26 protein-coding genes, 2 tRNA genes and 1 pseudogene are annotated in these 23981 nt (G+C 61.1%); 6 read left to right on the plus strand and 23 right to left on the minus strand.

The window, feature by feature from the left end; translation table 11 throughout:
- Nucleotides 1–75: 75 nt before the first annotated feature.
- The 5 genes and pseudogenes from RRH01S_RS26005 to rsfS all read right to left on the minus strand — a co-directional run bounded on the left by RRH01S_RS26005 (nt 76) and on the right by rsfS (nt 5455).
- Nucleotides 76–1278 (minus strand): divergent polysaccharide deacetylase family protein, encoded by a 1203-nt coding sequence (locus RRH01S_RS26005; protein ID WP_012652982.1) that lies wholly within the window; start codon nt 1276–1278, stop codon nt 76–78.
- Between the two features lie 177 nt (nt 1279–1455).
- Nucleotides 1456–2781 (minus strand): S41 family peptidase, encoded by a 1326-nt coding sequence (locus tag RRH01S_RS26010; protein WP_012652981.1) that lies wholly within the window; start codon nt 2779–2781, stop codon nt 1456–1458.
- Entirely contained in the window at nt 2771–4231 is a 1461-nt protein-coding gene (locus tag RRH01S_RS26015) for a murein hydrolase activator EnvC family protein (protein ID WP_007698802.1), read from the minus strand. The genes RRH01S_RS26010 and RRH01S_RS26015 overlap by 11 nt, the downstream gene beginning before the upstream one ends.
- Before the next feature lie 182 nt (nt 4232–4413).
- Nucleotides 4414–4896: a 23S rRNA (pseudouridine(1915)-N(3))-methyltransferase RlmH gene (gene rlmH, locus RRH01S_RS26020; RefSeq protein ID WP_007698806.1), complete on the minus strand. Its 483-nt coding sequence runs from the start codon at nt 4894–4896 to the stop codon at nt 4414–4416.
- Nucleotides 4897–5012: 116 nt separating this feature from the next.
- A pseudogene (gene rsfS, locus RRH01S_RS26025) lies at nt 5013–5455 on the minus strand (ribosome silencing factor).
- Between the two features lie 260 nt (nt 5456–5715).
- Between rsfS and RRH01S_RS26030 the strand changes: the two are divergent.
- Nucleotides 5716–6108 (plus strand): winged helix-turn-helix domain-containing protein, encoded by a 393-nt coding sequence (locus tag RRH01S_RS26030; RefSeq protein ID WP_007698813.1) that lies wholly within the window; start codon nt 5716–5718, stop codon nt 6106–6108.
- A gap of 6 nt (nt 6109–6114) precedes the next feature.
- Here RRH01S_RS26030 and modC read toward each other — a convergent pair whose 3' ends face one another.
- The 11 genes from modC to rplU all read right to left on the minus strand — a co-directional run bounded on the left by modC (nt 6115) and on the right by rplU (nt 15803).
- Nucleotides 6115–7188, minus strand: coding sequence for a molybdenum ABC transporter ATP-binding protein (gene modC / locus RRH01S_RS26035; protein WP_042475244.1), 1074 nt, complete (start codon nt 7186–7188; stop codon nt 6115–6117).
- Entirely contained in the window at nt 7185–7886 is a 702-nt protein-coding gene (gene modB, locus RRH01S_RS26040; protein ID WP_007698821.1) for a molybdate ABC transporter permease subunit, read from the minus strand. Before modB ends, modC begins: the two co-directional genes overlap by 4 nt.
- Before the next feature lie 86 nt (nt 7887–7972).
- Nucleotides 7973–8770 (minus strand): molybdate ABC transporter substrate-binding protein, encoded by a 798-nt coding sequence (gene modA, locus RRH01S_RS26045; RefSeq protein ID WP_042475247.1) that lies wholly within the window; start codon nt 8768–8770, stop codon nt 7973–7975.
- 577 nt (nt 8771–9347) lie between these two features.
- Nucleotides 9348–9929: a nicotinate-nucleotide adenylyltransferase gene (locus tag RRH01S_RS26050; RefSeq protein ID WP_012652975.1), complete on the minus strand. Its 582-nt coding sequence runs from the start codon at nt 9927–9929 to the stop codon at nt 9348–9350.
- A 37-nt stretch (nt 9930–9966) separates the two neighbouring features.
- Nucleotides 9967–11250, minus strand: coding sequence for a glutamate-5-semialdehyde dehydrogenase (locus RRH01S_RS26055; RefSeq protein ID WP_042475431.1), 1284 nt, complete (start codon nt 11248–11250; stop codon nt 9967–9969).
- Nucleotides 11243–12412 carry a glutamate 5-kinase gene (proB, locus tag RRH01S_RS26060; RefSeq protein ID WP_007698833.1) on the minus strand — a complete coding sequence of 390 codons (1170 nt, stop codon included), beginning with the start codon at nt 12410–12412 and terminating at the stop codon, nt 11243–11245. The genes RRH01S_RS26055 and proB overlap by 8 nt, the downstream gene beginning before the upstream one ends.
- Nucleotides 12409–13524, minus strand: a complete 1116-nt coding sequence (gene obgE, locus RRH01S_RS26065; protein WP_037219321.1) for a GTPase ObgE — start codon at nt 13522–13524, stop codon at nt 12409–12411. The genes proB and obgE overlap by 4 nt, the downstream gene beginning before the upstream one ends.
- Before the next feature lie 318 nt (nt 13525–13842).
- Nucleotides 13843–14430, minus strand: coding sequence for a GNAT family N-acetyltransferase (locus RRH01S_RS26070; protein WP_042475254.1), 588 nt, complete (start codon nt 14428–14430; stop codon nt 13843–13845).
- Nucleotides 14427–15062 carry a GNAT family N-acetyltransferase gene (locus RRH01S_RS26075; protein ID WP_007698850.1) on the minus strand — a complete coding sequence of 212 codons (636 nt, stop codon included), beginning with the start codon at nt 15060–15062 and terminating at the stop codon, nt 14427–14429. Before RRH01S_RS26075 ends, RRH01S_RS26070 begins: the two co-directional genes overlap by 4 nt.
- A 121-nt stretch (nt 15063–15183) precedes the next feature.
- On the minus strand, nt 15184–15453 hold the full coding sequence (gene rpmA / locus RRH01S_RS26080) for a 50S ribosomal protein L27 (protein ID WP_007698853.1): 270 nt from the start codon (nt 15451–15453) through the stop codon (nt 15184–15186).
- Between the two features lie 32 nt (nt 15454–15485).
- Entirely contained in the window at nt 15486–15803 is a 318-nt protein-coding gene (gene rplU, locus RRH01S_RS26085) for a 50S ribosomal protein L21 (protein ID WP_007698856.1), read from the minus strand.
- 305 nt (nt 15804–16108) lie between these two features.
- On the opposite strand from rplU, the gene RRH01S_RS26090 reads away from it, so the two are divergent.
- Nucleotides 16109–16198 (plus strand) — tRNA-Ser (locus tag RRH01S_RS26090).
- Between the two features lie 106 nt (nt 16199–16304).
- Here RRH01S_RS26090 and RRH01S_RS26095 read toward each other — a convergent pair.
- Both RRH01S_RS26095 and RRH01S_RS26100 read right to left on the minus strand, forming a co-directional pair.
- Nucleotides 16305–16703 carry a cupin domain-containing protein gene (locus tag RRH01S_RS26095; RefSeq protein ID WP_007698893.1) on the minus strand — a complete coding sequence of 133 codons (399 nt, stop codon included), beginning with the start codon at nt 16701–16703 and terminating at the stop codon, nt 16305–16307.
- Nucleotides 16704–16789: 86 nt separating this feature from the next.
- Complete coding sequence (locus RRH01S_RS26100) at nt 16790–17710, minus strand: DUF1003 domain-containing protein (protein ID WP_007698896.1); 921 nt, start codon at nt 17708–17710, stop codon at nt 16790–16792.
- 497 nt (nt 17711–18207) lie between these two features.
- Between RRH01S_RS26100 and RRH01S_RS26105 the strand changes: the two genes are divergently transcribed.
- Nucleotides 18208–19164 (plus strand): phytanoyl-CoA dioxygenase family protein, encoded by a 957-nt coding sequence (locus RRH01S_RS26105; RefSeq protein WP_042475257.1) that lies wholly within the window; start codon nt 18208–18210, stop codon nt 19162–19164.
- A gap of 71 nt (nt 19165–19235) precedes the next feature.
- Here the strand turns inward: RRH01S_RS26105 and RRH01S_RS26110 are convergent, their stop codons facing one another.
- From RRH01S_RS26110 to RRH01S_RS26130, 5 genes are all read right to left on the minus strand, one after another.
- Nucleotides 19236–19721, minus strand: coding sequence for a DoxX family protein (locus RRH01S_RS26110; protein WP_042475261.1), 486 nt, complete (start codon nt 19719–19721; stop codon nt 19236–19238).
- A gap of 21 nt (nt 19722–19742) precedes the next feature.
- On the minus strand, nt 19743–20498 hold the full coding sequence (locus tag RRH01S_RS26115) for an HvfC/BufC N-terminal domain-containing protein (protein ID WP_042475264.1): 756 nt from the start codon (nt 20496–20498) through the stop codon (nt 19743–19745).
- Between the two features lie 9 nt (nt 20499–20507).
- Nucleotides 20508–21362 carry an MNIO family bufferin maturase gene (gene bufB / locus RRH01S_RS26120; protein ID WP_042475267.1) on the minus strand — a complete coding sequence of 285 codons (855 nt, stop codon included), beginning with the start codon at nt 21360–21362 and terminating at the stop codon, nt 20508–20510.
- Between the two features lie 70 nt (nt 21363–21432).
- Nucleotides 21433–21717, minus strand: coding sequence for a BufA1 family periplasmic bufferin-type metallophore (locus tag RRH01S_RS26125; protein ID WP_007698917.1), 285 nt, complete (start codon nt 21715–21717; stop codon nt 21433–21435).
- 48 nt (nt 21718–21765) lie between these two features.
- Entirely contained in the window at nt 21766–22041 is a 276-nt protein-coding gene (locus RRH01S_RS26130; protein WP_007698920.1) for a BufA1 family periplasmic bufferin-type metallophore, read from the minus strand.
- A gap of 371 nt (nt 22042–22412) precedes the next feature.
- On the opposite strand from RRH01S_RS26130, the gene RRH01S_RS26135 reads away from it, so the two are divergent.
- The 3 genes from RRH01S_RS26135 to RRH01S_RS26145 all read left to right on the plus strand — a co-directional run bounded on the left by RRH01S_RS26135 (nt 22413) and on the right by RRH01S_RS26145 (nt 23835).
- A complete protein-coding gene (locus tag RRH01S_RS26135; RefSeq protein ID WP_042475271.1) occupies nt 22413–22979 on the plus strand; it encodes a sigma-70 family RNA polymerase sigma factor in 567 nt (188 codons plus the stop codon).
- Nucleotides 22966–23601 carry an NrsF family protein gene (locus RRH01S_RS26140; RefSeq protein ID WP_042475273.1) on the plus strand — a complete coding sequence of 212 codons (636 nt, stop codon included), beginning with the start codon at nt 22966–22968 and terminating at the stop codon, nt 23599–23601. Before RRH01S_RS26135 ends, RRH01S_RS26140 begins: the two co-directional genes overlap by 14 nt.
- A gap of 160 nt (nt 23602–23761) precedes the next feature.
- Nucleotides 23762–23835 (plus strand) — tRNA-Gln (locus tag RRH01S_RS26145).
- Nucleotides 23836–23981: the final 146 nt, after the last annotated feature.

A 23981-nucleotide genomic window follows, 5' to 3' on the forward strand; every position in this document is an offset into this window, starting at 1 on the left:
TCTGGGGGTCAGGGGTGTCTAGAGCGCTTCAGCGCTCTAGCTTATTGTTTCTGCGCAATTCCGGACAGAAAACCGCTAACGCACTTTTCCTGGAATTGCTTTAGGGTCGTCGGCAAGTGCCGAGACGGCAACGATCTCGATGCCGCGCATGGCTGCCTCCTGGCTCCATTTGCTGATGGCGTCGATGCTCTCGTCGAAGGCGGATGCGACGCCGATCGCCGTGCCATTGCGACGCGCGATGCGCTCCAGCTCGTCGAGCTTCTTCAGGATGGCATCCTGCTGCAATTCGCCATCAAGCTGCATGTCGGCGAAAGCATGCGGTGTCTCCAGCGCCTTGGCGACGGTGCCGGATTTGGATTGGGCGGACGAGCCGTCGTCGAGGAACAGCAGGCCGCGCTTGCCGATATCGCGCATGACGGGCTGCAGGGCGTCGGTGTTCGACAGGAAGCGCCCGCCGAGATAGTTCATCACGCCGGTATAGTTGGTGATCTTGCCCATGGCCTTGTGCAGGTTGTCGATGTTCTTCGCCGCCGATTGCGAGGTCAAAAGCGTCTCAGGCCCGGGATTGTTGCTGGGATAGTCGAAAGGCTCGAAAGGCACCTGGATCAGGATCTCATGGCCGCCGCGCCGCGCCTCCTGCATCCAGCGCTGCAGGCTGTTGCCGCTGGCGGCAAAGGCGAGGGTGATTTCTTCCGGCAGCTTCTCGATGGCGCGCTGCGTGCCGGTCTGGCTAAGGCCGAGGCCGCTGACGACGATGGCGACGCGGGTGCCGCGGGCGCCGGACCAGGGCCGGGCATATTGGTCCATTGATCTAAGCCCGCTTGGCGCTGTGATCGGCAGCTTGCCGAAGGGTGAATCCTCCAGCAGGCTTTCGTTCGGCGTTGCCGCCATGCGCGGATCCTGGCCGATCTGGTTGGCATTGATCAGCACCGGGCCGCTGCCGTCGCGCGCGGTCGGGCTGAACATGGTCACCACAGAGCCATCGCTGGTGACGATGCGAGAGGTATTGGCGCCGGATTGCGGATCGACCTCAGTCAGGCTCGGCTGATCGGCCGCGGCGGGTCTAGTGTCAGCCGGTGGCGTGGGCGCCGTCTTCTCGGCTGTCTCGACCGGCGGCGGGGTTTTCTGGAGAGTATCGCGCAACAACGCCGAATAGAGGGAAAAGCTGGCGATTGCGATCAGACAGAAGCCGGCAAGGATGCGCCCGAAGGGCGGCCGCCGCCGCTTACGGTCCGGTCCGCGGTTCTGGCCGAGCGGTGCATGCAAATCCGTTCCCAAAGTCCGTATCCACCCCAAGCGGGAAACTGTCTGCCCCAGACTCAAAACACGAAAGCATGATCCGAATAGATGTCGAATGAGATCGCGCTCATTCCGGCGGCGGAAGCAAGATGAGACCGGTCACCTCGCCCCGGATATGAAAAGCGCCGGGTCTGTTTCCAGCCCGGCGCTGTTTCCTTATTTGGAGGAAACCGCCTTTTCCGGATTCGGCGGGAAGGCCGGATCGGTCTTGGCGCCGCGCAGCAGGTCGAGCGCGTAGTTGAGCTGGAGATCGTCCTTCGGATCCGGCGGCACATAGGCGGCCGAGCCGGAGCCCTGGTCGGTTTCACTCTGGCCCTTGATGTGGCCTGGTAGGCTGGATTCGCCCTCGGTTACCAGCTTGCCCTTCAGATCGTCCGGCAGCGGCTGGTCGACCTTGATGTCAGGCGTGATGCCGGTGCCCTGGATGGAGCGGCCCGATGGCGTGTAATAGAGCGCCGTCGTCAGACGCAGCGCGCCGTTTCCGTCACCGAGCGGGATGATCGTCTGGACCGAGCCCTTGCCGAAGGACTGCGTGCCGACGACGGTAGCACGGCGCAGGTCCTGCAGGGCGCCGGCGACGATTTCCGAAGCCGAAGCCGAGCCGCCGTTGATCAGCACGATGATCGGCTTGCCGTCGGTGATGTCGCCCGGGCCGGCATTGAAGCGGCGGGTTTCATCCGGATTGCGGCCGCGGGTCGAGACGATTTCGCCACGCTCCAGCACATCGTCGGCAACATTGATCGCCTGGTCGAGCAGGCCGCCTGGATTGAGGCGCAGGTCGAGGACATAGCCCTTGAGCTTGTCGGCCGGGATGTCCTTCTTGATCTTGGTGATCGCGGCTTCGAGATCCGGCGTGGTCTTTTCGGTGAAGGAAATGATGCGAAGATAGCCGACATCGCCCTCTTCGCGCGACTTGACGGCGGCAACGGCGATCACGTCACGGATGATGGTGAGTTCGATCGGCTTGTCGGCGCCCTTGCGCAGCAGCGTCAGCTTGATCGGCGTCTTGACCGCGCCGCGCATCTTCTCGACGGCATCTTCCAGCTTCAGGCCGCGTACGGACTGACCATCGATGGCGGTGATGTAGTCGCCGGCGAGAACGCCAGCCTTGGCGGCGGGCGTGTCGTCGATGGGGGTGATGACCTTGACTAGGTCGTTGTCCATCGTCACTTCGATGCCGAGACCGCCGAATTCACCCTTGGTCTGGGTGCGCATGTCGTCGGCATCCTTGGCATTCATATAGCTCGAATGCGGGTCAAGCGAGGTCAGCATGCCGTTGATGGCGGCTTCGATCAGCTTGTCTTCCTGGGGCGGCGTCACATACTGCGCGCGCACACGTTCAAAGACATCGCCGAAAATCGACAATTCCTTGTACGTGGAAGAACCAGCGGCTTCCGCCGGCACTACCGCCGTGTAGATAACGCTCATCGCGGTCGCACCCATCAATGCGCCAACGAGAACAAGAGAAGCCCTACGTATCATTGCGTGCCTTTCCAGTATCCTTTGAGGTCCACCAGGGTCGAGAATCGACCGGCTTCCCATCTTTTCGAAATTCAATGTAAAGCGTTGGTCGATCTGTTTCCAGCGCCAATGCAGTCGCACTAGCGACTCTTTTTTGGCCCATCACCGCGAGCGGCTCGCCGGCGAAAACAAATTTGCCCAGACGCGTCTTGATCGCGTCCATACCCGACAGCACCATATGGTAGCCGTCGCCCGTGTCTAGAATGACCATCTGGCCGTAGCTGCGAAACGCGCCGGCGTAAACGACTGTCCCATCGGCAGGAGCGGTGACGAGTGCGTCGGGGCCGGTTGCGAGCGTAACGCCCATCGCCGTATGTCCCGTACCGTCGTCGTCGCCGAACTGGCGGAGAATATCGCCCGCCACAGGCAGCTCCAATTTCCGTTTAAGATCGGAGAACGGATATGCGGGCGCAATGCGGTTTTTATCGGGCACACCGCTTTCGGCCAGAGCCTTGGCCTGCTCGCGCTGCTGGTCGGTCAATTGCTCGCGGCGGGCCTGTTCCGCCCGCGCGGCGGCGGCGGCGTCGCGCACCGAGCCGATCTGGTTTTCGAGCGAGGCGACAAGGCCCTCGAGGCTGGTCGCCTGGCCGGCCAGTTCCTCGGAGCGCTTGCGCTCGGCATCGAGTTTTGCGGCGTTCTCATGGCTGAGCTTGTCGTTCTCGCTGAGTAGCATGTCCATGCGCCGTTCTTCCTCCAGACTGTTGGTCATGGTGGTGGTGAGGTCGGCCTTCTCGGTGGCGGTGGCGGTATGCAGCTTGGTGAGGTCGGTCAGGTCGGCGATGAGCTTGTCCGTCTCCTTGCGCATGCCGGGGACAACGGCGCCGAGCAGGATGGCGCTGCGCACCGAGGCAAGCGCATCGTCGGGCGTCACCAGCAGCGCTGGCGGCGGGTTGCGGCCCATGCGCTCCAGCGCACCTAAAACTTCGGCCAGCAGCGCGCGGCGATCGTGCAGCGATTTGCGGATCTTGTCTTCCTTGACCGCGAGATCGGTCAGTGTCTTTTCGCTCTGCTGGATCTTGCGGTCCAGATCCCTGCGGCGGGTGGCGCTGTCGATCAGGGCCTGGCGCAGGCTGGCGGTGCTTTTATCGAGCGCGGCGATACTGTCCGTCAAGGCTTTGGTCTTGTCGGAGGAAAGGCTGATCGTCTTCGACAGATCCTCCAGTGCCGCGCGGGTCTCGTCGCGCTTGCGGGCAAGTTCGGCCGCTGGATCCGGGGCCTGTTCCGCTGGTCCCATCGATGGCGGTGCTGCGGCAGGTTGATCGCTTGGCGCCTGCGCCGCCATGCCGCCATCTTCCTGCGCGAGCGCCACGTCCTGGAACTGAAATGGCCCGGTCACATAGGCACCCACGCCAAAACACACCGCCAGGGATGGCAGCAGCAGGCGGGAAAACGTGGGCGGGGTTTTTCTCATCCAGTCGGTTCGGGCTTGGTCCCTTTAGATCGCGTGAAAATAAGCTGATTTGCCGCGATTACCTAGGAAGCATCATGACTTTTTCGGCGGGAATCAAAACACGCCTGTGTGAGCGTTCCGTTAACGCAAAACGGCGCAAAGCCAAACTGTTTTCGAGCGGCTGGATTCTCGCCGACGGACCGTCAAACCCGGTGGTAGGGATGCCCCGACAGAATGGTGACGGCGCGGTAGAGCTGCTCGGCAATGAGAATACGCACAAGCTGGTGCGGCCAGGTCATCTTGCCGAGACAGATGGTGGCGTCGGCTCTGTCATAAAGGGAAGGGTCGAGGCCGTCGGCGCCACCGATGGCGATCGTCAGGTCGCGCTTGCCCTGATCGCGGAAGGTGCCGAGCAAAGCGGCGAAGGCTTCGCTGTCGAGCGCCTTGCCCCGCTCATCGAGGAGAATGAGGATGCCGCCGTCCGGATGCGCTTTCTGCAGCAGAACCGCTTCCTCACGCTTACGCGTCTCGCCGTTCGAGGCGCGGCTTTCGGCCACTTCGGTCATCCGCGCCAATTCCAGCCCGATCGCCGGGCCAGCTTTGGCAAAACGGTCGAGATAACGGGCCGCAAGATCCTTTTCAGGGCCGGTTTTTAACCGTCCCACGGCAAAAAGACCTATTCGCATTCCCACTCCCAAGCATATCCGCCGTCATAGCGGCACGCATATAGACTGTTGCCGGACAATCATGTCCGGCGCTTCAAAATAGCCTGCCGGGGCCGGGAAGTGCTTCCGGGAACCGGTTAGTGCAACGTGCCCTCGTCGAGGTCAGGCGCGGCCCACATCTTCTCGATGTTGTAGAACTCGCGGATCTCAGGACGGAACACATGGATGATGATGTCACCGGTGTCGATCAGCACCCAGTCGCCGCCTTCCAGGCCCTCGACGCGGGGAGAACCCAGGCCTTCGTCCTTGAGATCGGTGGTCAGGTGGTCGGCAATCGCCAGGACATGACGGTTCGAACGTCCGGAGACGACGACCATGTGGTCTCCAAGCGCAGATTTGCCAGCAATGTCGATAGTGACGATATTTTCGGCCTTGGAGTCCTCGAGGCTAACGAGGACGGCTTGCAGGGCTCGGGCGGCGGCATCGACGCCACGTTCCGGGCTCTTCGGGATAACGACAGGCGTTCTTCCCTTGGCGTGTACTGTTGTCAGTGCTTTTCCTTCCTTGAGTAACAGAACATGCACATAGGTGATCTGAGTCGATCACACTATAAAGATAGGCATCAAAGCATAAAGGTTTCAAGACGCCGGTCGTTATCTATTGGCCGTGAAGACACGCTTTTGTGTCAAAGGCCGGCTCTTTAGCACCATATATGGGCAATTGTTCGCTGAAGGGTCCGATCAAAGCTTCCTGCGCGGCAATATCCGCCGAACTTGCGTGCCATGTACAGGCGGGCGAAGGCCGCGTATACACGAGAGCAGACCGAAACGCCCCGATGCCATGACCAAAGCTCTGCAACAATCCCTGAAGCCTGTCCTCCGTGTCCATTTTTCCGGGCAGGAGCGGCTTGGGCGCGGCAAGATGGAGCTTCTCGAGCATATTCGCGAAACCGGCTCGATTTCGGCGGCCGGCCGCGCCATGGACATGTCTTATCGCCGCGCCTGGCTGCTCATCAGCGAATTGAACCACATGTTCCGGGAGCCGGTGGTCGAATCGCAGCGCGGCGGCCAAAAGGGCGGCGGCGCGGTGCTGACGCCGTTCGGCGAGGAGTTGTTGCAGCGGTTCCGCTCCATGGAAGGCGCGGTGCGCGCGGCAATCGCCGGCGACCTCGAATGGCTGGAGGCTAATCGCAGCGATGGCGAGGCCATTGCGGCGCAGTCCACGAAGCCCTGATCGATTTTACGATTCGAGCGCCACGGTCTTTATGACCGCATGGATGGGCAGGCCAACACGCAGATCCATGCGCTCGCCGGAAAATTGCGTGATGCGGGCAAGCACGATGTCGCCACCGCAATCGACCTTCACCTCGACCGTGCCGTCGGCGGCAGCCCCCATCCCCAATATGCAGCCGTCGAGAATGTTGAGGGCGCTGAGCCCTTCCGGCCTGCCTGTTGCCAGCATGACGTCGCGGGCGGGAATATGGACGCGAACGGTCTTGCCGATGCCGGTGGCCTCGCCGGGTACGAAGAGCTTTGCTGCCTTCAGCGCGACGATGGTCAGGCGGTGTTGGCGGTCGATATGCTCGACGCGGCCCTCAAGCAGGACGCCGGCTTCACGACGGTCGCTGGCCTGCGGGCCAGAAAGCTCGCTGAAGATCTCGACCGCTGGTCCCATCGCCTCCACCTTGCCGTCGCGCATGACGACGACGCGGTTCGCCAGCCGCGCCACCTCGGCAATCGAGTGGCTGACATAGATGATCGGCACTTTCGTTTCGTCGCGGAGCCGTTCGAGATAGGGCAGGATCTCGGCCTTGCGGGCTTCGTCGAGTGCGGCCAGCGGCTCGTCCATCAATAACAGTCGCGGCGAGGACAGGAGCGCGCGGCCGATGGCGACGCGCTGCTTTTCGCCGCCGGAAAGCTTTCCCGGCCGCCGATCGAGAAGAGCTTCGATGCCCAAGAGATCGATGACGCCATCGAAGCTTTCGCCGCGCTCGTTCTTCGGCGCGAACCAGCGGCCGTAATTCAGGTTCTGTCGCACGGAAAGATGCGGAAACAGTCGCGCCTCCTGGAAAACATAGCCGAAACGGCGGCGGTGGCGCGGAATAAAGAGACGCTTATCGCTATCGGCAAGCACGTCGCCGTCGAGGCTGACGCGGCCATGGTCGGGGCGGATGAGGCCGGCGATGATGCGGATCATCGAGGTCTTGCCGGAGCCGGAGCGGCCGAAGAGCGCGGTGACGCCGCCGTCGGTAGTGAAGGCGGTGTCAAGCGAGAAGGCGCCCAACCGATGGCGGATATCGACGGAGAGCGTCATTCGAAATCCACCCTCTTGCCGGCGAGATAGGCGAGGAATTCCGAGGCGAGCAAAGCTGCCATGGAGATGATGATGGCGATAATCGTCAGCCGCATCGCGCCGGCATCGCCACCCGGCACCTGCGTGAAGGTGTAGATCGCCGAGGACAGGGTCTGCGTTTCGCCGGGAATGTTGGAGACGAAGGTAATGGTGGCGCCGAACTCGCCCATCGCCTTGGCGAAGGAGAGGATCATGCCGGCGATGATGCCGGGCAGGATCAGCGGCAGGGTGACGGTGAGGAAGATCCAGAGCGGACTGGCGCCGAGCGTTCCGGCCGCCTCCTCGAGCTTGCGGTCGACCGCCTCGATCGACAGGCGGATGCTCCTGACCATCAGCGGAAAACCCATGACGCCGCAGGCAAGGGCCGCACCCGTCCAGCGGAAGGAGAGCACGATGCCGAGATACTGGTCGAGCAATGAGCCGATCGGGCCTTTGCGGCCGAAGAGGATGAGTAGGATGAAGCCGGTGACAACCGGCGGCAGGATCAGCGGCAGATGAATGAGGCCGTTGAGGATCGACTTGCCCCAGAATTTGCCGCGGGCAAGCAATAGCGCGGCGGCGATGCCGAAGGGCAGGCTCACCAGCATGGCGACGGTCGAGACGCGCAGGCTCAGCTCGATCGCCGTCCATTCGTCGCTGCTCAAACCCAATGCGTCCAAGTCCCGCCTCGCAAAAATATCTCAGGCTCGCCATCAGCCGGCGAGCCTGGAGGGATAAGCCCTTGCCTATGGTCGAACGATGAGGCTCAACGCTTCAGGACCGTGAAGCCTTCGTGCTCGAAGAACGGAACAGCCTTAGCCGATTTCAGATAGTCGACATAGGCCTGCGTGTCCGGGCTGGTGCTGCTGGCGGTGATCGCGATCGGATAGACGATCGGCGGATGGCTGTCTGCTGGGAAGGTGCCGACGACGACGACGCCCGGATCGGCGGAAACGTCGGTCTGGTAGACGATGCCATAGGGTGCTTCGCCGCGCGAAACCAGAGCGAGGGCAGCGCGTACGCTTTCAGCGCCGGCGACCTTCTTTTCGACGGACGACCAGATGCCGAGCTTTTCGAGCGCGGCCTTGCCATACTTGCCGGCCGGTACCGATTCCGGCTGGCCAATCGCCAGGCGTCCGTCGCCGAGAAGGCCGGCAAGGTCCGTGCCCTGCTTGATCTCGACAGGCTTTGCCTTGTCCTTGGCGGCGACGAGGACGAGCTTGTTGCCGAGCAGATCGACGCGGCTGTCATCCTTGATCAGTTTCTTCTCGGCGACATAGTCCATCCAGTTCTTGTCGGCGGAGATGAAGACGTCGGCGGGTGCGCCATTCTCAAGCTGCTTGGCCAGCGGTCCGCTTGCCGCATAGGAGACGGTGACCTGCTTGCCGGTTTCCTTGGTGAAGGCGGCATCAAGGTTGTCGAGCGCGTTTTTCATGCTGGCGGCGGCAAAGACGGTGATCTTGTCGGCGGCAAGCGCCGGTGCCGGAATGGCCGACAGGCCAAGCCAGGCGGCGGAGAGGGCGGCAGTTGCAAGTTTAAACCATTGGCGGCGACCGGTGGCCATCATATTTCTCCCAGAGATTGTCGAGATATCTCGAGAGATATAACGGCCGAGGAAGCTTGGCTAGGGGATATATCTGAAAAAGCATAGCGCCACTGCAAGCCGTAACCACACGAATTTAATGGGGTTTTCCATTCTCCGTGCATATTGAGGGACTTTGATGTCGCGAAAATGCATGACTAGAATCGCCCAGGACAATGGCGAACGCTCACGACCTGAGACGCAACGTTACGAATCGTGCGTTTTCGCCGATAATACGCAAAAGTATGATTTTTGGAATCGCCTGCTCGTAGCTCCGGATGATGTAAAAGAAGCGTTTTTTGGGCAGGGATTTTTCGGAGCTATGATCTGTGTGCATTGCTGCATTGCGCTATCGGCGATTTATCTTTCGGTCAAATCTGGTAGAACTTAAGCATCGGAACGGCGATCTCCTCCTCCCAATGCCTTCCGATAACGATCGGCAACTCTCCTCCTCCCTGTTGCTGGTCAGGTTTGAAAGCCCGACGGATCTCCTCCCCCGTCGGGCTTTTCATTTCTGGAGGTTTTTCCTGAAAATCTGGCTTGATCCTGGCGGATGCCGTTATTGCGCGGCGCGCAAGGCCGTCGAGCTTAGTGTCGAACGCCGACCATGGATGAAGGTCCAGGCGGGCGCCCGCTTCTTCCAGAGAACGCGGGCATCGTCTTCGTCGACGCGGGCATATTGAAACGTCTTGGCCATCTTCGCGGAGAGATAGGACAGCGTCGATCCCGGCCGGTCGATGACGGCGATCGGGAAGGTGCGGGCGATCTCCTGCCATTTCTGCCAGCGGTGAAACGTATTGAGGCTGTCGGCGCCCATGATCCAGATGAAATGGACATGGGTGTTGCGCGCCTTGATGTAGGCGAGCGTATTGGCCGTGTAGCTCATGCCGAGCGTCTGCTCGAAAGCTGTTACCTTGATGCGCGGATCGTGGGTGATCGCCTCGCTAAGGTCGATGCGCTCGGCAAGCGGCGCCAGATGGTTGCGGCTCTTCAGGGGATTGCCCGGCGTCACCATCCACCAGAGCTGGTCGAGGCCAAGCCGGCGGATGGCGATTTCGGCCACCAGCGCATGGCCCTGGTGCGGCGGATTGAAGGACCCGCCGAAAAGACCGACCACCATGCCGCGTTCGGCATGCGGCATGCGCAGATGGTGGTAATCGATCTCTTCTTTCAGCACGTCAGGGCCGTATCTGTCCGGTGCCGTGCACGCGGTATTTGAAGGAGGTGAGCTGCTCGACGCCGACAGGCCCGCGCGCATGCATCTTACCGGTGGCGATGCCGATTTCCGCGCCCATGCCGAACTCGCCACCATCGGCGAACTGCGTCGAGGCATTGTGCAGCAGGATCGCCGAATCGATCTCGGTGAAGAAGCGCTTGACCACTGCAGGGTCCTCGGCAATCACCGCTTCGGTGTGATTGGACGAATATCTGCTGATATGGTCGATCGCGCCGGAAATGCCATCGACGATGGTGACCGAGATGATGGCGTCAAGATATTCCGTCGACCAGTCCTCTTCCGTGGCTGCCTTCAGTCCCGGCACGAGGCGGAGCACTTCGGCGGAGCCGCGGATTTCGCAGCCGGCCTCAGTCAGCCCATCAAGCAAGGGTTTCAGATGTGTCTGCGCCGCCTTGGCGTCAACCAACAGCGTTTCGGCGGAGCCGCAAATGCCGGTGCGGCGCATCTTGGCGTTGACGACGATCGCTTTGGCCATATCGAGATCGGCGGAGGCGTCGATATAGACGTGGCAGAGGCCTTCGAGATGGGCGAAGACCGGTACGCGGGCTTCGCTCTGCACGCGCGCCACCAGGCTTTTGCCGCCGCGCGGCACGATGACGTCGATTGTGCCCTCCAGCCCGCGCAGCATGGCACCGACAGCAGCGCGGTCGGTGACAGGCACGAGCTGGATCGCATGTTCCGGCAGGCCGGCTGCCTTCAGGCCCTCGACCAGGCATTCAAGGATCGCCTGCGACGAGCGGCGCGAATCGCTGCCGCAGCGAAGAATCACGGCATTGCCGGCCTTCAGGCACAGCGCGCCGGCATCGGCGGTAACGTTCGGGCGGCTTTCGAAGATGACGCCGATGACGCCGAGCGGCGTGCGGACGCGCTCGATCTTCAACCCGTTCGGCCGATCCCAGGCGGCGATGACTTCGCCCACCGGATCCGGCAGCGCGGCAATGGCGCGGATGCCCTCGGCCATCTCGGCGACGCGCTTTTCAGTGAGTGTCAGGCGGTCGACGAAGGAGGCGAGGATATCGGTGCCTTCGACATCCTTCAGATCCTTGGCATTCTCGGCGAGGATATGATCCTTGCGGGCGAGAATGGCGTCCGCCATGGCGGCGAGCGCCCTGTTCTTGCTCTCGGTCGAAGCGAATGCCAACGGTCGCGACGCAGCCCGGGCCTTGCGGCCGATATCATTCATCAGCGCATCGATGTCGGGGCTTTGTGCGACAGTATCAAGCATGAGCTTCATCCTTCTTCAGTTTTTCGGCCTTCGTCTTGACGGACGCGGTCATGACGAGGTCGTCGCGGTGCACCATGGCGGCGCGGCCGGCATAGCCGAGGATCGCCTCGATCTCAGCCGACTTGCGGCCGGTGATCTGGCGGGCTTCCTCGGCATCGTAACCGACAAGGCCACGGGCGATTTCCCGGCCCGAGGGACCGATGACAGCAATGGTGTCGCCACGGCCGAAATGACCGGTGACCTTGCGCACGCCAGCGGGCAGCAGGCTCTTGCCGGCGCCGAGTGCTGTGACGGCACCCTCGTCGACATGCAGTTCGCCGGCCGGCTGCAACTGTCCGGCAATCCAGGTCTTGCGGGCGGTGACGGGCGTGCCCGATGGTGCGAACCAGGAGGAACGCGCGCCGTTTGCGATGGCGTTCAAGGGACGATCGGTCTTGCCCGACGCGATGATCATGGCGCAACCGGCACCCGTGGCGATCTTGCCGGCATCGATCTTGGTACGCATGCCGCCGCGCGACAGTTCCGAGGCCGCACCGCCGGCCATCGCCTCGATCTCGGGCGTGATGTCGGCGATTGTTTCCAGGAACTTGGCTTCCGGATCAAGATGCGGCGGGGCGGTATAGAGCCCGTCGATATCAGACAGCAGGATCAGCAGGTCGGCGCCGGTCATGGTGGCGACGCGGGCGGCCAGGCGATCATTGTCGCCATAGCGGATTTCGCTGGTGGCGACCGTGTCGTTCTCGTTGATGATCGGCACGGCGCCGATCTTCAAAAGCTGGTTGATGGTGGCGCGCGCGTTGAGATAGCGGCGGCGCTCCTCGGTATCGCCGAGCGTCAGCAGGATCTGGCCGGCGACGATATCGTCATGCGACAGGCTTTCCGACCAGGCACGCGCTAGCGAAATCTGGCCGACGGCGGCTGCCGCTTGGCTTTCTTCCAACTTCAAGGCACCGGAGGGAAGATCGAGCACCGAGCGCCCGAGCGCGATGGCGCCGGAGGAGACGACGAGGACATCGACACCTTTGGCCTTCAGCGCGGCGATATCGGCGCACATGCCGTCGAGCCAGGCCTTCTTCAAGCCGGTCTTGCGGTCGACGAGAAGCGCCGAGCCGATCTTGATGACGATGCGGCGGTAGCGATCGAGCGACTTGCGGGCAGTCATCCCTGCTGCTCCTCGTCATCGCGATCGCTGTTGTCCTCGCTTTCGCCTTCATTGTCGGAGGACTGCATATCGCGATGGCGCACCTTCAGTGCCTTCATCGGCGCTTCCTGCCCAGCGCCGCCGTTGGCTTCAACGATGATGTCGCGCAAAGCGCGCAGCACTTCCGTCATGCCGCTGCCGGTGATAGCGGAAATGAGGAATGGTGTCTTGCCGCAGGCCCGCGCCAGTTCGCGCTTCTTCTTCTTCAGCGTTTCCTCGTCCACCACGTCGATCTGTGACAGCGCCACGATCTCCGGCTTGTCGGTAAGCTCGTTGCCGTAGGCTTCGAGTTCGTGCTTCACGGTCTTATAGGCTTTGCCGACCTTTTCTTCCTGGGCGGAGACCAGATGCAGCAGCACGCGGGTGCGCTCGACATGGCCGAGGAAGCGGTCGCCGATACCGACGCCCTCATGGGCGCCTTCGATCAGGCCGGGAATGTCAGCCAGCACGAATTCCTGGCCGTCGATGGTGGCGACGCCGAGATTGGGGTGTAGCGTGGTGAAGGGATAGTTGGCGATCTTCGGCCGGGCGCGGGTGACGGCGGCCAGGAATGTCGACTTGCCGGCATTCGGCAGGCCGACGAGGCCGGCATCGGCGATCAGCTTCAGCCGCAGCCAGATGGTCTTTTCTTCGCCCGGCAGGCCGGGATTGGCCCAATCCGGTGCCTGGTTGACCGAGGACTTGAAATAGGCGTTACCGAAGCCGCCATTGCCGCCGGCGGCGACGCGATAGCGCTGGCCCTCCCGCGTCAGGTCACAGATCAGCGTTTCCTCGTCTTCCTCGAAAATTTGCGTGCCGACCGGAACCTTCAGCGTGACGTCGGCACCCTTGGCACCGGCGCGGTTGCGGCCCATGCCGTGCGTGCCGATGGTGGCCTTGAAATGCTGCTGAAAGCGGAAATCGATCAGCGTGTTCAGCCCGTTGACGGCCTCGACCCAGACGTCGCCGCCTCGGCCGCCATCGCCGCCGTCGGGTCCACCGAACTCGATGAATTTCTCGCGCCGGAAGGAGACGCTGCCCGCGCCGCCGTCACCAGACTTGATATAGACTTTTGCTTGGTCGAGAAATTTCATGTTGCGTCCGTCACTCGGTATCGGCGCATGACTTTCCCGGATCGAACGGGATTGGGGAAAGCCCACGCGCTCTTTTCAATAGTTACCGCGCCCTTTGCATATTCGCTGGGATATGCGGTGCGGTCATTTGCCCGTCATGTCGCCTTCGATATAGGCGGTTCAGCCGGAGGTCAAAGACTATCGTGCGGTCGATGACCCATAACATCAAGGATCATGCGATCAATTCTGCCGACGCCTCCGATCTCACATCCAGCGGATAGAGATAGATGGATGGTATGTCATCGCCGGCGGAACCGGCGATGACTGATTTTCAGGGCTTCACGCCGGCCGTGAGAGCCGCAGCGCGCCCGGCTTCAGCACGGTTTCGATATGCGGAACCATGGTGTTGCGGGCAAAGCTGTAGACCTCCGAGCAGCCGATGATCTCGAAGCCAAGCTTCTGCTGCAGCTTCAACGAGGCCGGGTTGTCGGCAAAGATGCCGGAGAACACGGCGACATCGGGCATGCGGCGGGCAAAACGCTCAAGCGTTGCCCCGACCGCTTCGCCCATGATGCCGCGCCGCCAGTAGTAGCGGTTCAGCCAGTAGCCGAGATGCCAGCGGCCATGCCTGAGATCGATGCCGGCCATGCCGATATGGACATCGTCTTTCTCGGTGACGGCCAGATCCCAGCCTGTGTCGAGGCCGGCTGTGTGCTGGACCAGCCAGTCCAGCGCATCCTGCCGGTCATAGGGCGTCGGCACGCGGGCGAGCATGCGTGTAACAGCGAAGTCCGACAGGGATTCCGTGATCGCATCGGCATCGCTCAGCCGATGCGGACGTAATGTCAGCCGCTCGGTCTGGATGATCGGGGTCGGTCCGGGTGTCAGGATCCTGACGTCGCGGCGGGGAAGGGCGAGGGCGTTCATCTCAGACCTCCCCAGCTTCTGAGCGACATCCAGGTCTTGCGGTCGAGCCGATACCATTCGACCGACACCGTGCTGCCGAGCGCCAGCGACGCGGCAAGGCCGGATCCCTGGAACTGGAAGCCGCACTTCTGCACGACCCGTCTCGAAGCGACGTTCATGACCCGGCAACGGGCATCGATCTGGGCGACGTTTTCGCGCGTGCGGAAGACCATGTCGATCAGGGCATGGGCGGCTTCCGTCGTATATCCCTGGTTCCAGTGGGGCTCACCCAGCCAATAGCCGATCTCGACGGTCTCCGGGTCAGCTGTCGGCTCGACGCCGCAGCAACCGAGAAAGGCGCCGTTGTCGGCTTTGGTAATCGCATAGACGCACTTGCCAATCTCGCCAAGTTTCGTGCGTCGCACGAAATCGGCGGCATCATTGGTCGTATACGGATGCGGCATACGCGATACCATAGTGGCGACGTTGGCGTTGTTGGCAAGATGGGCAAGGGCGTCAATGTCTTCTTCGTGGGGCGCGCGCAGAACGAGCCTTTCCGATAACAAGACAGGGCAATCGGTCCTTAACCGCTCCGGCCTCAGCCGTTCTTCGGGAGACCTTGATTGGTCTTCCCTTAACAATTCGCCTTGCATGGTTCAGTCCTCCTTGAGGGTAAAGAAAAAGGGGAGATGGTGCCCCATCTCCCCTTTTCTTGACTGAACCTGATGCGTCAGCCGGGTCAATGAGACACCGGCTGTTTTCGAGCGCTACCGGTTATTCCGCTGCTTCCGCTTTCGGCATGACAGACACGTACACGCGGCCATTGGCCTTCGTACGGTAGTTCACATTGCCGGCCGTAAGCGCAAAAATGGTGTGATCCTTGCCGAGACCGACATTGGTGCCCGGATGCCATTCGGTACCGCGCTGACGCACGATAATGTTGCCCGCGATGACGGCTTCGCCGCCGAACTTCTTCACGCCAAGGCGCTTGGATTGCGAATCGCGACCATTGCGCGACGAACCGCCAGCTTTTTTGTGTGCCATTGGAGTTCTCCTTTAAACCTTGTCCCGTGATCTTACTTGGCAGCCACGATGTCCGTGATGCGGACAACCGTGTGATGCTGGCGATGGCCGCGCGAACGCTTCGAGTTTTGACGGCGGCGCTTCTTGAAGGCGATAACCTTCTTGCCGCGGTTGTGCTCGACCACTTCGGCCTTGACGGAAGCGCCCTTGACGAAGGGAGCACCAATCGCAGCGTCGGCGCCTTCGCCGATAACGAGGACTTCGGTGAATTCTACGGTGTCGCCGGCGACAACTTCCAGCTTTTCGATGGTCAGCACGTCGTTGGCTGCCACGCGGTACTGTTTACCGCCGGTCTTGATGACTGCGAACATTTTTTATCCTTTCATGTTCGTTCCGGCTCTCTTGTCCCGAAGGACAAATGGCCGTCTTTTTATCAGTCGAAACTTAGCAGGGATTTCAAAGGCTTGCGGCCTCAAGAAAGATCTGCCGGTGAAGCCCCGCACAGAGCGAGGCGGCCAAGGTACGGACTTATCCACACCTATTGCGTTGCGGGGATACATAAGGGCCTCAGATCTGTCAAGGCAAAAGGATGAAAAGCTTGAATATTCACCCTTGCCATCCCTGTCGTCTCTCGCTATGAGAACGCCGCGCTCCAAACGCGCCGACCAGCATAACCGGAGAGGTGGCAGAGTGGTCGAATGCACCGCACTCGAAATGCGGCATGCCTGCAAGGGCATCGTGGGTTCAAATCCCACCCTCTCCGCCATTTATGCCGATGTAGATCGAAGCCGATCAATCAAAGCGGCCCTACGCACCATTCGTTAGAATGCTTTGAAATCCCGCAACAGACCCGACCTACGTCACCCGGCTCGTCAATCCGCCCCGAAGCGATAGACCACATCCTCGAAGGAGCCGGTAGGAAACACGTAGAACAGCTTCAAATTTACGTTGGAATCGTTTCGGATGCCGTGCTCCGCGTTGCCGGGGATGAAGACGGCTGTGCCGGCGGTGACGGCCGTTTCGCGTCCGTCGACCGTCAGGATGCCGGTTCCCTCGAGAATGAAGTAGATCTCGGGCTGTTCGTGCCGATGGGGCTGAAGGGCGCCGCTGCCCGGTGCGATCTCCGCGACGCCCGCCGTCATGCTGTCGGTCGGGGTTCTGTCGCTGCTGAAAAGCGTGTGCCAGGATATTCTGCCGCGGGATGGATCGTTCCACTCTTCAAGTGGTCGCTCTTCGGCGGTGGTGATGACGGCCTGTGAATGCTCGCCCATTTTGCCTCGACCTGTTGTTCAGGATGCCGTCCTGAACGGTGTCACAACGATCGCGGATGTCAATGAGCAAGGCTTTTCCCGGGCCTCTACTCCTCCGAATCGTCGGTTTCCGCCGCCTTGGCCTTGCTTCCGAACAGGCTCTTCAGCGCGCTCGTCTTTGCTTTCGACGCCTTGCTGACCTTCATGGCGCGGGTGGCAGCTTTCGCCTGTTCCAGCATCATCTCGATCTGGATCTGCTGGATTTCGGTCAGGCGCTCCCATTGGCGATTGAGCAGATGGTCGACTTTTTCGTGCAGGTGGCGGATTTCCAGTTCGGCTTTCAGGTTGACCTTGTAGTCGTTAAGCGCGCGCAGCCGGTCCTTGGCCTCCTGCCGGCGCTGGCTCATCATGATGATCGGCGCCTGCAGGGCGGCGATCGTCGAGAGGATGAGGTTCAAAAGAATGAACGGGTAGGCATCGAAGGCCTTGTTTTCGCCCATGAGGGCATTGATGCCCATCCAAACGGCCAGAAACAGACAGAAGGAGATGATGAAGGTCCAGCTGCCGCCGAACGCCGCGACGATGTCGGCCATGCGGTCGCCGATGGAGCGGTGATCCTCGTAGTCTTCCTCAATGTTCTCGGCGAGCGTGTCATGCGTCTTCAGGCTTTCGACGACCTCGTCCTCGAGGTTGGAAAGCTCGCCGCGCTCGTCCGTCAAAAGCTCGGCGATATATTGGGCGCGATAATCGTCCATCGCCTTGCGGCTGATATAGTCGTCGGCGCGAAGGTCGGGATGTTTCAACCGCATGAAGTCCGCCAGCGAGGGGCGGAGGTCATCGACGTGAACGGCATCCTTCTTCTTCAGAGTCTGGCCGGTAATGGCATCGACGAGCTTGACCGACTTGGCCTTCGCCTGGGCGAGGCTTTTGGTATAGTCGTCCATCTCCACCACGGTTGCCGCTTCGCCCTCGCCGGCGTCGAAGTCGACGATGCCTTCGGTCGGATCAACGGTCTTTGTCTCAGTCATGTGCGGCCCTCGTTTGCAATTTTTCGTTCATCTAGCCAATGATCGGAACAGGATTGTGACTGTAACCGGATTGTTGAGACAGGCCTCGTCATAAAGCCGTTTCCTTTCGCCCAATCTCCACCGGTCGTCTGTTCGCTGTAAATGGTCGTAACGATGTTGTTCTAAGCAATGGCAAACAAATCATGCCGCAGTTGCGTTCATGGCACGATATGTCCGCCGCCGGCTGCGCCACGATCAGGCCGCTGGGCATCGTTTAACAACTGATCCGTGAGCCATTGAAAATATTTGTAAAATCGGAGCGTGTCAGCGCTGCAGATTCTTCTAAATGAATCGCGATTGTGTATTTCCAACCCCTTGACCATGGCCCGCAGGCTTCTATTTGCCGCAGTGCAACATGCGTCTTGCTGCACTGAATGAATGAGTATGTTTGAACGGACTATTCAACAGGGGTGTTGGGCCTGTTGTCATGGGTTCGCACATGTGCGGAAAGGATACCTATGCACAATCCTCCGGCAAATGACCTGGAGTCCATCGCCCGACGAGGTGGCCGTTTCAAGCGGATGGCCGTCCGGATACCGACCTACCTGACCGATTTGAGGGAAAATCCGGCCTGGTTGCCCATGTTTCTGCTCGCTCGGACGCTGCCGTTTCGGCGCATGCACTGGGCGGCGACCAGGCGGCCGGTGGCGCGCCCCGCTTCCGGTACATCCATGTTCACCGGGATCGAATGCGATGCGGTCGTCAACGCGCTGCGGACAGACGGGCTGTTTTCCGGCCTCACCCTGCCGGATAATATCCATCAGGATATTGCCGAGTTCGCGCGCACCACGGGCTGCTTCGGAAATTTCAACCGTAAACTCGAATTCATCGCGCCGGAGCACGCGCAAGCGGAAACGCAATTCGGGCGACCCCTTCTCAGCGGGCATTTCTTCGAGCGCTCGCTCGATTGCGACGCCGTCCTGGCGGTACAGCGCGATCCGCTGCTCACCGATGTGGCCAAACATTATCTCGGGGGGCAGGCCAAGGTGATCACGACCCGCGTCTGGTGGAGTTTTCCGACGCAGGCCTCCGAGGCGGATCGAAGCATGGCCTCGCTCGACAAGTTTCATTTCGATCTCGACGATTGGCGGATGCTGAAATTCTTCTTCAATCTCGTCGATGTCGATGAAGGCACCGGGCCGCATGTTTTCGTCAAAGGCAGCCACAGGCGGCGCGCCATGAAGCATCAATTGACGCTTATGGTCGGCCACCCCGCGGATGAGGTTCTCGGCTATTACGGCAAGGACAGCACCGTCACGCTGACTGGGAAGGCCGGCTTCGGCTTCGGCGAGGATCCCTTCGGCTTCCACATGGGCACGGTGCCGACGGAAAAGCCGCGTCTGATGATGGAAGTGGGCTTCGGCGTCTCGAAGCCGTCGCAGCGCCGGTTCCATGGAGAGCCGGTTCTCAAGTAGATGATTACCAACCACCGGCATTGCCTGAACACCATTGCCTAGGCAATGCCAGTGATGTCTCACATCCGTCGCTACACGCCACGGCGGATATGCCGGGCGATCAGGTGGTCGATGGCGATGCGGCCCGGCCCGGCGGCGATGATCACCAGGAAGCAGGTGGCCCAGGTGCCGTGCGTCGGCCAGGCATCGGGATAGACGAAGATCTCGATCACCAGCGTCATGCCGAGCAGCGCCAGCGCCGACAGCCGGCTGGCAAGACCGATTATCAGCAAAAGCGGAAAGAAATGCTCGCTGAAGGCGGCGATATGGGTGGCGATCCAGGGATCGACGAGCGGCAGCCTGTATTCCGTCTGGAAGAGATAGACGGCATTGTCGGTGACATGCCAGCCGTCGACCTTGGTCTGACCCGATTGCCAGAAGACGGCGGCGATCGACAGGCGCGCAATCAGCGCGATCAGGTCATGCGGAATGCGGTCTAGCAATTTGAGAGTGCGATAGAGCCTTTGCGGCACGGTTTCGCGTTCGGCCGTGACGGCCGTCATTGTCTGGTCTGGCATGGCGATTCTCCTGAACGGCGTCTAGCGAATAGTCGTGAATGCGCCGGCGGCAAGCGCCCCGGCGAGATTGGCTGAGAGATCGAAGTCGGGCGCTGTGGCAACCGCCGCCTCCATGGCTGCCGCAAGATCGGCGCCGGCGGCGAGCGTTTCGAGAAAAGCGGCGCCGCCTGCCGGCAACCGATGTATCTCGACCGTCATCTCCGGCCGCACGACGAGGGCATCCTCGCCGCTCCAATTATCGATCGGGCCGAGCTCCATCTCGCCGGCGTTCATCGCCCAGATGGTGACAACCGGAAAGGGCGAGCACAGGATCGAGGCGGACGGATGCTGCGTGAAAGTCAGGCTTGCGAGCCGTCCCGGTTCGATCGCCGCCAGCAAAGCGGGGTCGAGCGGCGCGGTATCGGCGGCGTGGTAAGCCTTGCTGCGCGCTGCCTCCAGACGGATGACATCGGGCAGATAGTCGATGTCGCGGGCCGGATCGAAGGTTCCGACGAAATCGGCGAAGTCTTCGCCATAGGCGAGCAGCAGCGGTGATCGCGGCGGATGCAGCCGGATGAATTCATGTGCCATGGCGGCGAAGAAGTCCTTGCCAACGATCTTTTCGGTGGCCGGAAAACGCGAGGCGAGGGCGCCGATCAGTCCGACCACGACATTATTGCGGTAGACGTCGAAGCGCCGCTCCGGTTGAGGAGCGTTCCAGGCAAAAAGCCCTTCAGGAAGGGCACGATCCGTATCGAGGAGCGCTGCGGCGAATTCGCTCTGGGTGGTGACGGACATGGTTGCTCCCTATGCCGCCCGGCGTTCGGCGGCGCGGCACAGGATGGCACCGGCCGCCTCCGCCTCGGCCTTGAGAACTGGCCATTCGGGGACGTCGTTGTCCCATTCGACCAGGCTGGCAATCGGCCCGGTGCGCGCGATCAGCTCTTCATAGAGCGCCCAGACGGGATCCTTGACCGGCGTGTCGTGGCTGTCGATCAAAAGCGGCGCGCCGGCGTCATCGACGGTTTCGGAATGACCGCTCAGGTGAATTTCGCGCACTCCTTGCACCGGAAAGCGGGCGAGATAGTCGCGTGGGTCCATGTGGTGATTGGTCGAGGCGACGAAGACGTTATTGACATCGAGCAGCAGGCCGCAGCCGGTGCGCCGGACGATCTCGGCAAGGAAATAGGTCTCGTCGATCGTGCTTTCCTCAAACAGCAAGTAGGTGGCCGGATTTTCGAGCAGCATCTGCCGGCCAAGCAGTGTCTGCACCTGGTCGATATGGGCGCAGACCTGGGTGAGCGTCATCTCTGTATAGGGCAGCGGCAGGAGATCGTTCAGAAACGTCGTGTCGTGCGTCGACCAGGCGAGATGCTCGGAAAAGCTCTCCGGCTCGTAGCGGTCGCAGACGATCTTCAGGCGAGCGAGGTGATCCGTGTCGAGCGGCTGCATCGAGCCGATCGACAAGCCGACGCCGTGGATCGACAGCGCATAATCCTGGCGCAACTTGCTGAGCTTGGCATGCGGTGGTCCGCCGGCACCCATATAGTTTTCGGCATGCACCTCGAAAAAGCCGACCGGCTGCGCAGCAGCATCGATGGCGGAAAAATGCTCGGGCTTGAAGCCGACGCCGGCGCGGTGGGGAAGCTCTGAGGGTTTCATGACGGACCTCGTTGATTTTGGGAGACGGCGGCGCGACCGAGATAGCGCCGCCCGTCATTGCTCGCTTCTATCAGACCGGTGCCGGTCCCTGGGCCAGGGTTCCATGGCCGTTCGGCGTCTTGATCGTTTCGCAGGTGCCTGCCGGAACCAGTTTCCAGGAATTTTTCTGGTAGTCGGTCTTCGATGTGCCGGCGCAGGTGGTACCTGGACCGGCAGCGCAATCGTTCTGACCCTTGAGAGCGATGCCGTAGCATTTCTCCTTGGCATCGGCCGCGGAGGCCGCGGGAACGCTGACGATCAGCGTCAGCGCTGTGGCGACCGAGGCTGCGAAGGCGACTGCGGGAACTTTGGTCATGACAAACTCCGGTTATCGTGTGGTTCGGATGATAAGCCGACGAATGGATCAGGCCGGGGTCAGCGAGCCGTGACCCTTGGGTGTCTTCATGGTGGTGCAGGTGCCGGTCGGGACAAGCTTGAAGGACATCTTGTCGTAGCTCATGGTCGACTTGCCGGCGCAGTCATGCTTGCCGGCGGCGCAATCGTTCTGGCCCTTCATGGCAACGCCGTAGCACTTTTCCTTGGACATGCTGTCAGTGGCGGAAGCCGGAGCAGCGACGACGGATGCGAGCGCTGAGGCAAGCGAACCGGCAATAGCCAGGGTGAGGATGCTGTTTTTCATAGATCTGTCTCCGTAATAGGTGCCAGCCGTGATTGGCTTGCACTGACGTCTACGGAGCCGCCGCGGCGAATATTACAGATGCCGCGAAATTTTTCTTGGATGCCGCCCGAGCCCCGGAGGGGACAGCCTAGTATATCAGGGACGAGAGGAGCGCTCGGCTTTGGTAAGAACTGCATCCACGCTTAAGGATGATAACGTGTGCTTGATCGGGCAAGCACGTTCTTTTCATGCATTGCTCTGGCAAATTCTCGAATAATGTCCAATCGTCAATGCGGGCGCTTCGGTTGAAATCTGATCCGGGGAGGATTTTGAGAAAACATGGTCATTGCCGGTAACAAAATCGTGCGGCCGCGCGTAGAGGGGAATGTCGGGTGAAACATTCGGCGCGCGAAGAGGAGTGGGCAGTCTGGATGCGTGCCGCCATAGACGGCGATGCGCAGGCCTACCATCGCTTCCTGTCCGCCGTCACGCCATATCTGCGCGCCATGGCACGGCGGCGTTGCGACCAGTTTGGCGCGCCGGCGAGTGAGGCCGAGGACGTGATCCAGGAAGTATTGTTGGCCATTCACCTGAAGCGCGGAACATGGGATACGTCGCGCCCCATCGGGCCGTGGATATCGACGATCGTGCGCAACAAGCTGATCGACAGCCTGAGGCGGCGCGGGCGGCATGTGAAAGTGCCGATCGACGATGTCATCGATAGTCTGGAAGCGGAAGAACAGACGGACGCCTTGGATCGGCTCGATGTCGACCGTATGCTGGCGCAATTGCGAGATCCGCAGCGGACCATCGTGCGTTCGATTTCCGTTGAGGGAACCAGCGTGCGCGAGACCGCCGACCGGCTGAAGATGACTGAAGGTGCGGTGCGCGTGGCGCTGCATCGCGCATTGAAGACGCTTGCCGCCTTGTATCGGAGTGAAAACAGTGAAAACCGATGACCTCATCCATCTTCTGGCGCAAGACGCGCCGGTCCGCACGCGGATCGGACAGGCGCTGACGCTTGCGGCCATCGGCGGTATTCTGATCAGCGGCGCGATGTTTTTCGCGGCGATCGGCTTTCGCGCCGACATCGGCAGCGCGATGGAAACGGTCCGTTTCCTGTTCAAATTCGTGGTGACGATTGCGCTTGCCGTCACCGCGAGCACCATCGTCTTCCGCATCGGCCGCCCCGGCGTGTCGCTGCGTCCCTGGGGCTGGACGCTTCTCGCCGCGCCGCTGCTGCTTGCCGTCGCCGCGATCATTGAAATGATGGTCATGCCGGCCGATAGCTGGGGTGGGCGGATGATGGGGCATAATGCGCGCTTCTGCCTGACGATCATTCCGCTGCTGTCGATCGGCCCGCTTGCCTGCTTCCTCTTCGCGCTGCGCCAAGGGGCGCCGGAAAAGCCGGGAGTCGCCGGCGCGGTCGCCGGGCTTGCCGCCAGCGGCATCGCCGCCACGTTCTATGCGTCCAACTGCACGGACGACAGCCCGCTCTTCGTCCTGCTCTGGTATCCACTGGCCATCGCCATGGTGACGGCGGTTGGTTATGTCGCGGGCAGGCGCCTGCTGCGCTGGTAAATGATCGCTATCGAGGCGCTCCAGGAGGCCATGATCCAAGGCTTTTGTCGAGCCTTGCCAAAAAAATGCATTTGCCTGCGTTAAACTATTTGCATCCGCGACGAATTCTATTATAGAGGCGCAGCCTTCACCGCGAAGGGTTTCATCGCGTCGCGGTCGTTGGGGAATAGTTCAATGGTAGAACGACGGACTCTGACTCCGTTAATCTTGGTTCGAGTCCAGGTTCCCCAGCCAATATTTCTTCCCATTAAATCAATACCTTAATGGGAAGACCCTTGGGTAATTGGCGGCATTACGTGTTGCAGACCGTTGCAACATATTTTCATTGATTTCAGTGCATTGGCTAGGATTGTCGGCTGTTCGTTGCAACACGGCTGCAA

The sequence above is a fragment of the Rhizobium rhizogenes NBRC 13257 genome, assembly GCF_000696095.1.
Taxonomy (GTDB): Bacteria; Pseudomonadota; Alphaproteobacteria; order Rhizobiales; family Rhizobiaceae; genus Rhizobium; species Rhizobium rhizogenes.

Excerpts from the sequence above, each read along its gene's own strand:
- proB (WP_007698833.1), bottom strand. The coding sequence starts at position 12,412 with ATGACTGCCCGCAAGTCGCTCGATCGCTACCGCCGCATCGTCATCAAG.
- RRH01S_RS26010 (WP_012652981.1), bottom strand. The coding sequence starts at position 2,781 with ATGATACGTAGGGCTTCTCTTGTTCTCGTTGGCGCATTGATGGGTGCG.
- RRH01S_RS26125 (WP_007698917.1), bottom strand. The coding sequence starts at position 21,717 with ATGACCAAAGTTCCCGCAGTCGCCTTCGCAGCCTCGGTCGCCACAGCG.
- RRH01S_RS26075 (WP_007698850.1), bottom strand. The coding sequence starts at position 15,062 with ATGCAAGGCGAATTGTTAAGGGAAGACCAATCAAGGTCTCCCGAAGAA.
- rlmH (WP_007698806.1), bottom strand. The coding sequence starts at position 4,896 with ATGCGAATAGGTCTTTTTGCCGTGGGACGGTTAAAAACCGGCCCTGAA.
- modC (WP_042475244.1), bottom strand. The coding sequence starts at position 7,188 with ATGACGCTCTCCGTCGATATCCGCCATCGGTTGGGCGCCTTCTCGCTT.
- bufB (WP_042475267.1), bottom strand. The coding sequence starts at position 21,362 with ATGAAACCCTCAGAGCTTCCCCACCGCGCCGGCGTCGGCTTCAAGCCC.
- RRH01S_RS26030 (WP_007698813.1), top strand. The coding sequence starts at position 5,716 with ATGACCAAAGCTCTGCAACAATCCCTGAAGCCTGTCCTCCGTGTCCAT.
- RRH01S_RS26015 (WP_007698802.1), bottom strand. The coding sequence starts at position 4,231 with ATGAGAAAAACCCCGCCCACGTTTTCCCGCCTGCTGCTGCCATCCCTG.
- rplU (WP_007698856.1), bottom strand. The coding sequence starts at position 15,803 with ATGTTCGCAGTCATCAAGACCGGCGGTAAACAGTACCGCGTGGCAGCC.
- rpmA (WP_007698853.1), bottom strand. The coding sequence starts at position 15,453 with ATGGCACACAAAAAAGCTGGCGGTTCGTCGCGCAATGGTCGCGATTCG.
- RRH01S_RS26115 (WP_042475264.1), bottom strand. The coding sequence starts at position 20,498 with ATGTCCGTCACCACCCAGAGCGAATTCGCCGCAGCGCTCCTCGATACG.
- RRH01S_RS26110 (WP_042475261.1), bottom strand. The coding sequence starts at position 19,721 with ATGCCAGACCAGACAATGACGGCCGTCACGGCCGAACGCGAAACCGTG.
- RRH01S_RS26100 (WP_007698896.1), bottom strand. The coding sequence starts at position 17,710 with ATGACTGAGACAAAGACCGTTGATCCGACCGAAGGCATCGTCGACTTC.
- obgE (WP_037219321.1), bottom strand. The coding sequence starts at position 13,524 with ATGAAATTTCTCGACCAAGCAAAAGTCTATATCAAGTCTGGTGACGGC.
- RRH01S_RS26055 (WP_042475431.1), bottom strand. The coding sequence starts at position 11,250 with ATGCTTGATACTGTCGCACAAAGCCCCGACATCGATGCGCTGATGAAT.
- RRH01S_RS26070 (WP_042475254.1), bottom strand. The coding sequence starts at position 14,430 with ATGAACGCCCTCGCCCTTCCCCGCCGCGACGTCAGGATCCTGACACCC.
- RRH01S_RS26105 (WP_042475257.1), top strand. The coding sequence starts at position 18,208 with ATGCACAATCCTCCGGCAAATGACCTGGAGTCCATCGCCCGACGAGGT.
- RRH01S_RS26050 (WP_012652975.1), bottom strand. The coding sequence starts at position 9,929 with ATGCCGCATGCCGAACGCGGCATGGTGGTCGGTCTTTTCGGCGGGTCC.
- RRH01S_RS26130 (WP_007698920.1), bottom strand. The coding sequence starts at position 22,041 with ATGAAAAACAGCATCCTCACCCTGGCTATTGCCGGTTCGCTTGCCTCA.
- modA (WP_042475247.1), bottom strand. The coding sequence starts at position 8,770 with ATGGCCACCGGTCGCCGCCAATGGTTTAAACTTGCAACTGCCGCCCTC.
- RRH01S_RS26095 (WP_007698893.1), bottom strand. The coding sequence starts at position 16,703 with ATGGGCGAGCATTCACAGGCCGTCATCACCACCGCCGAAGAGCGACCA.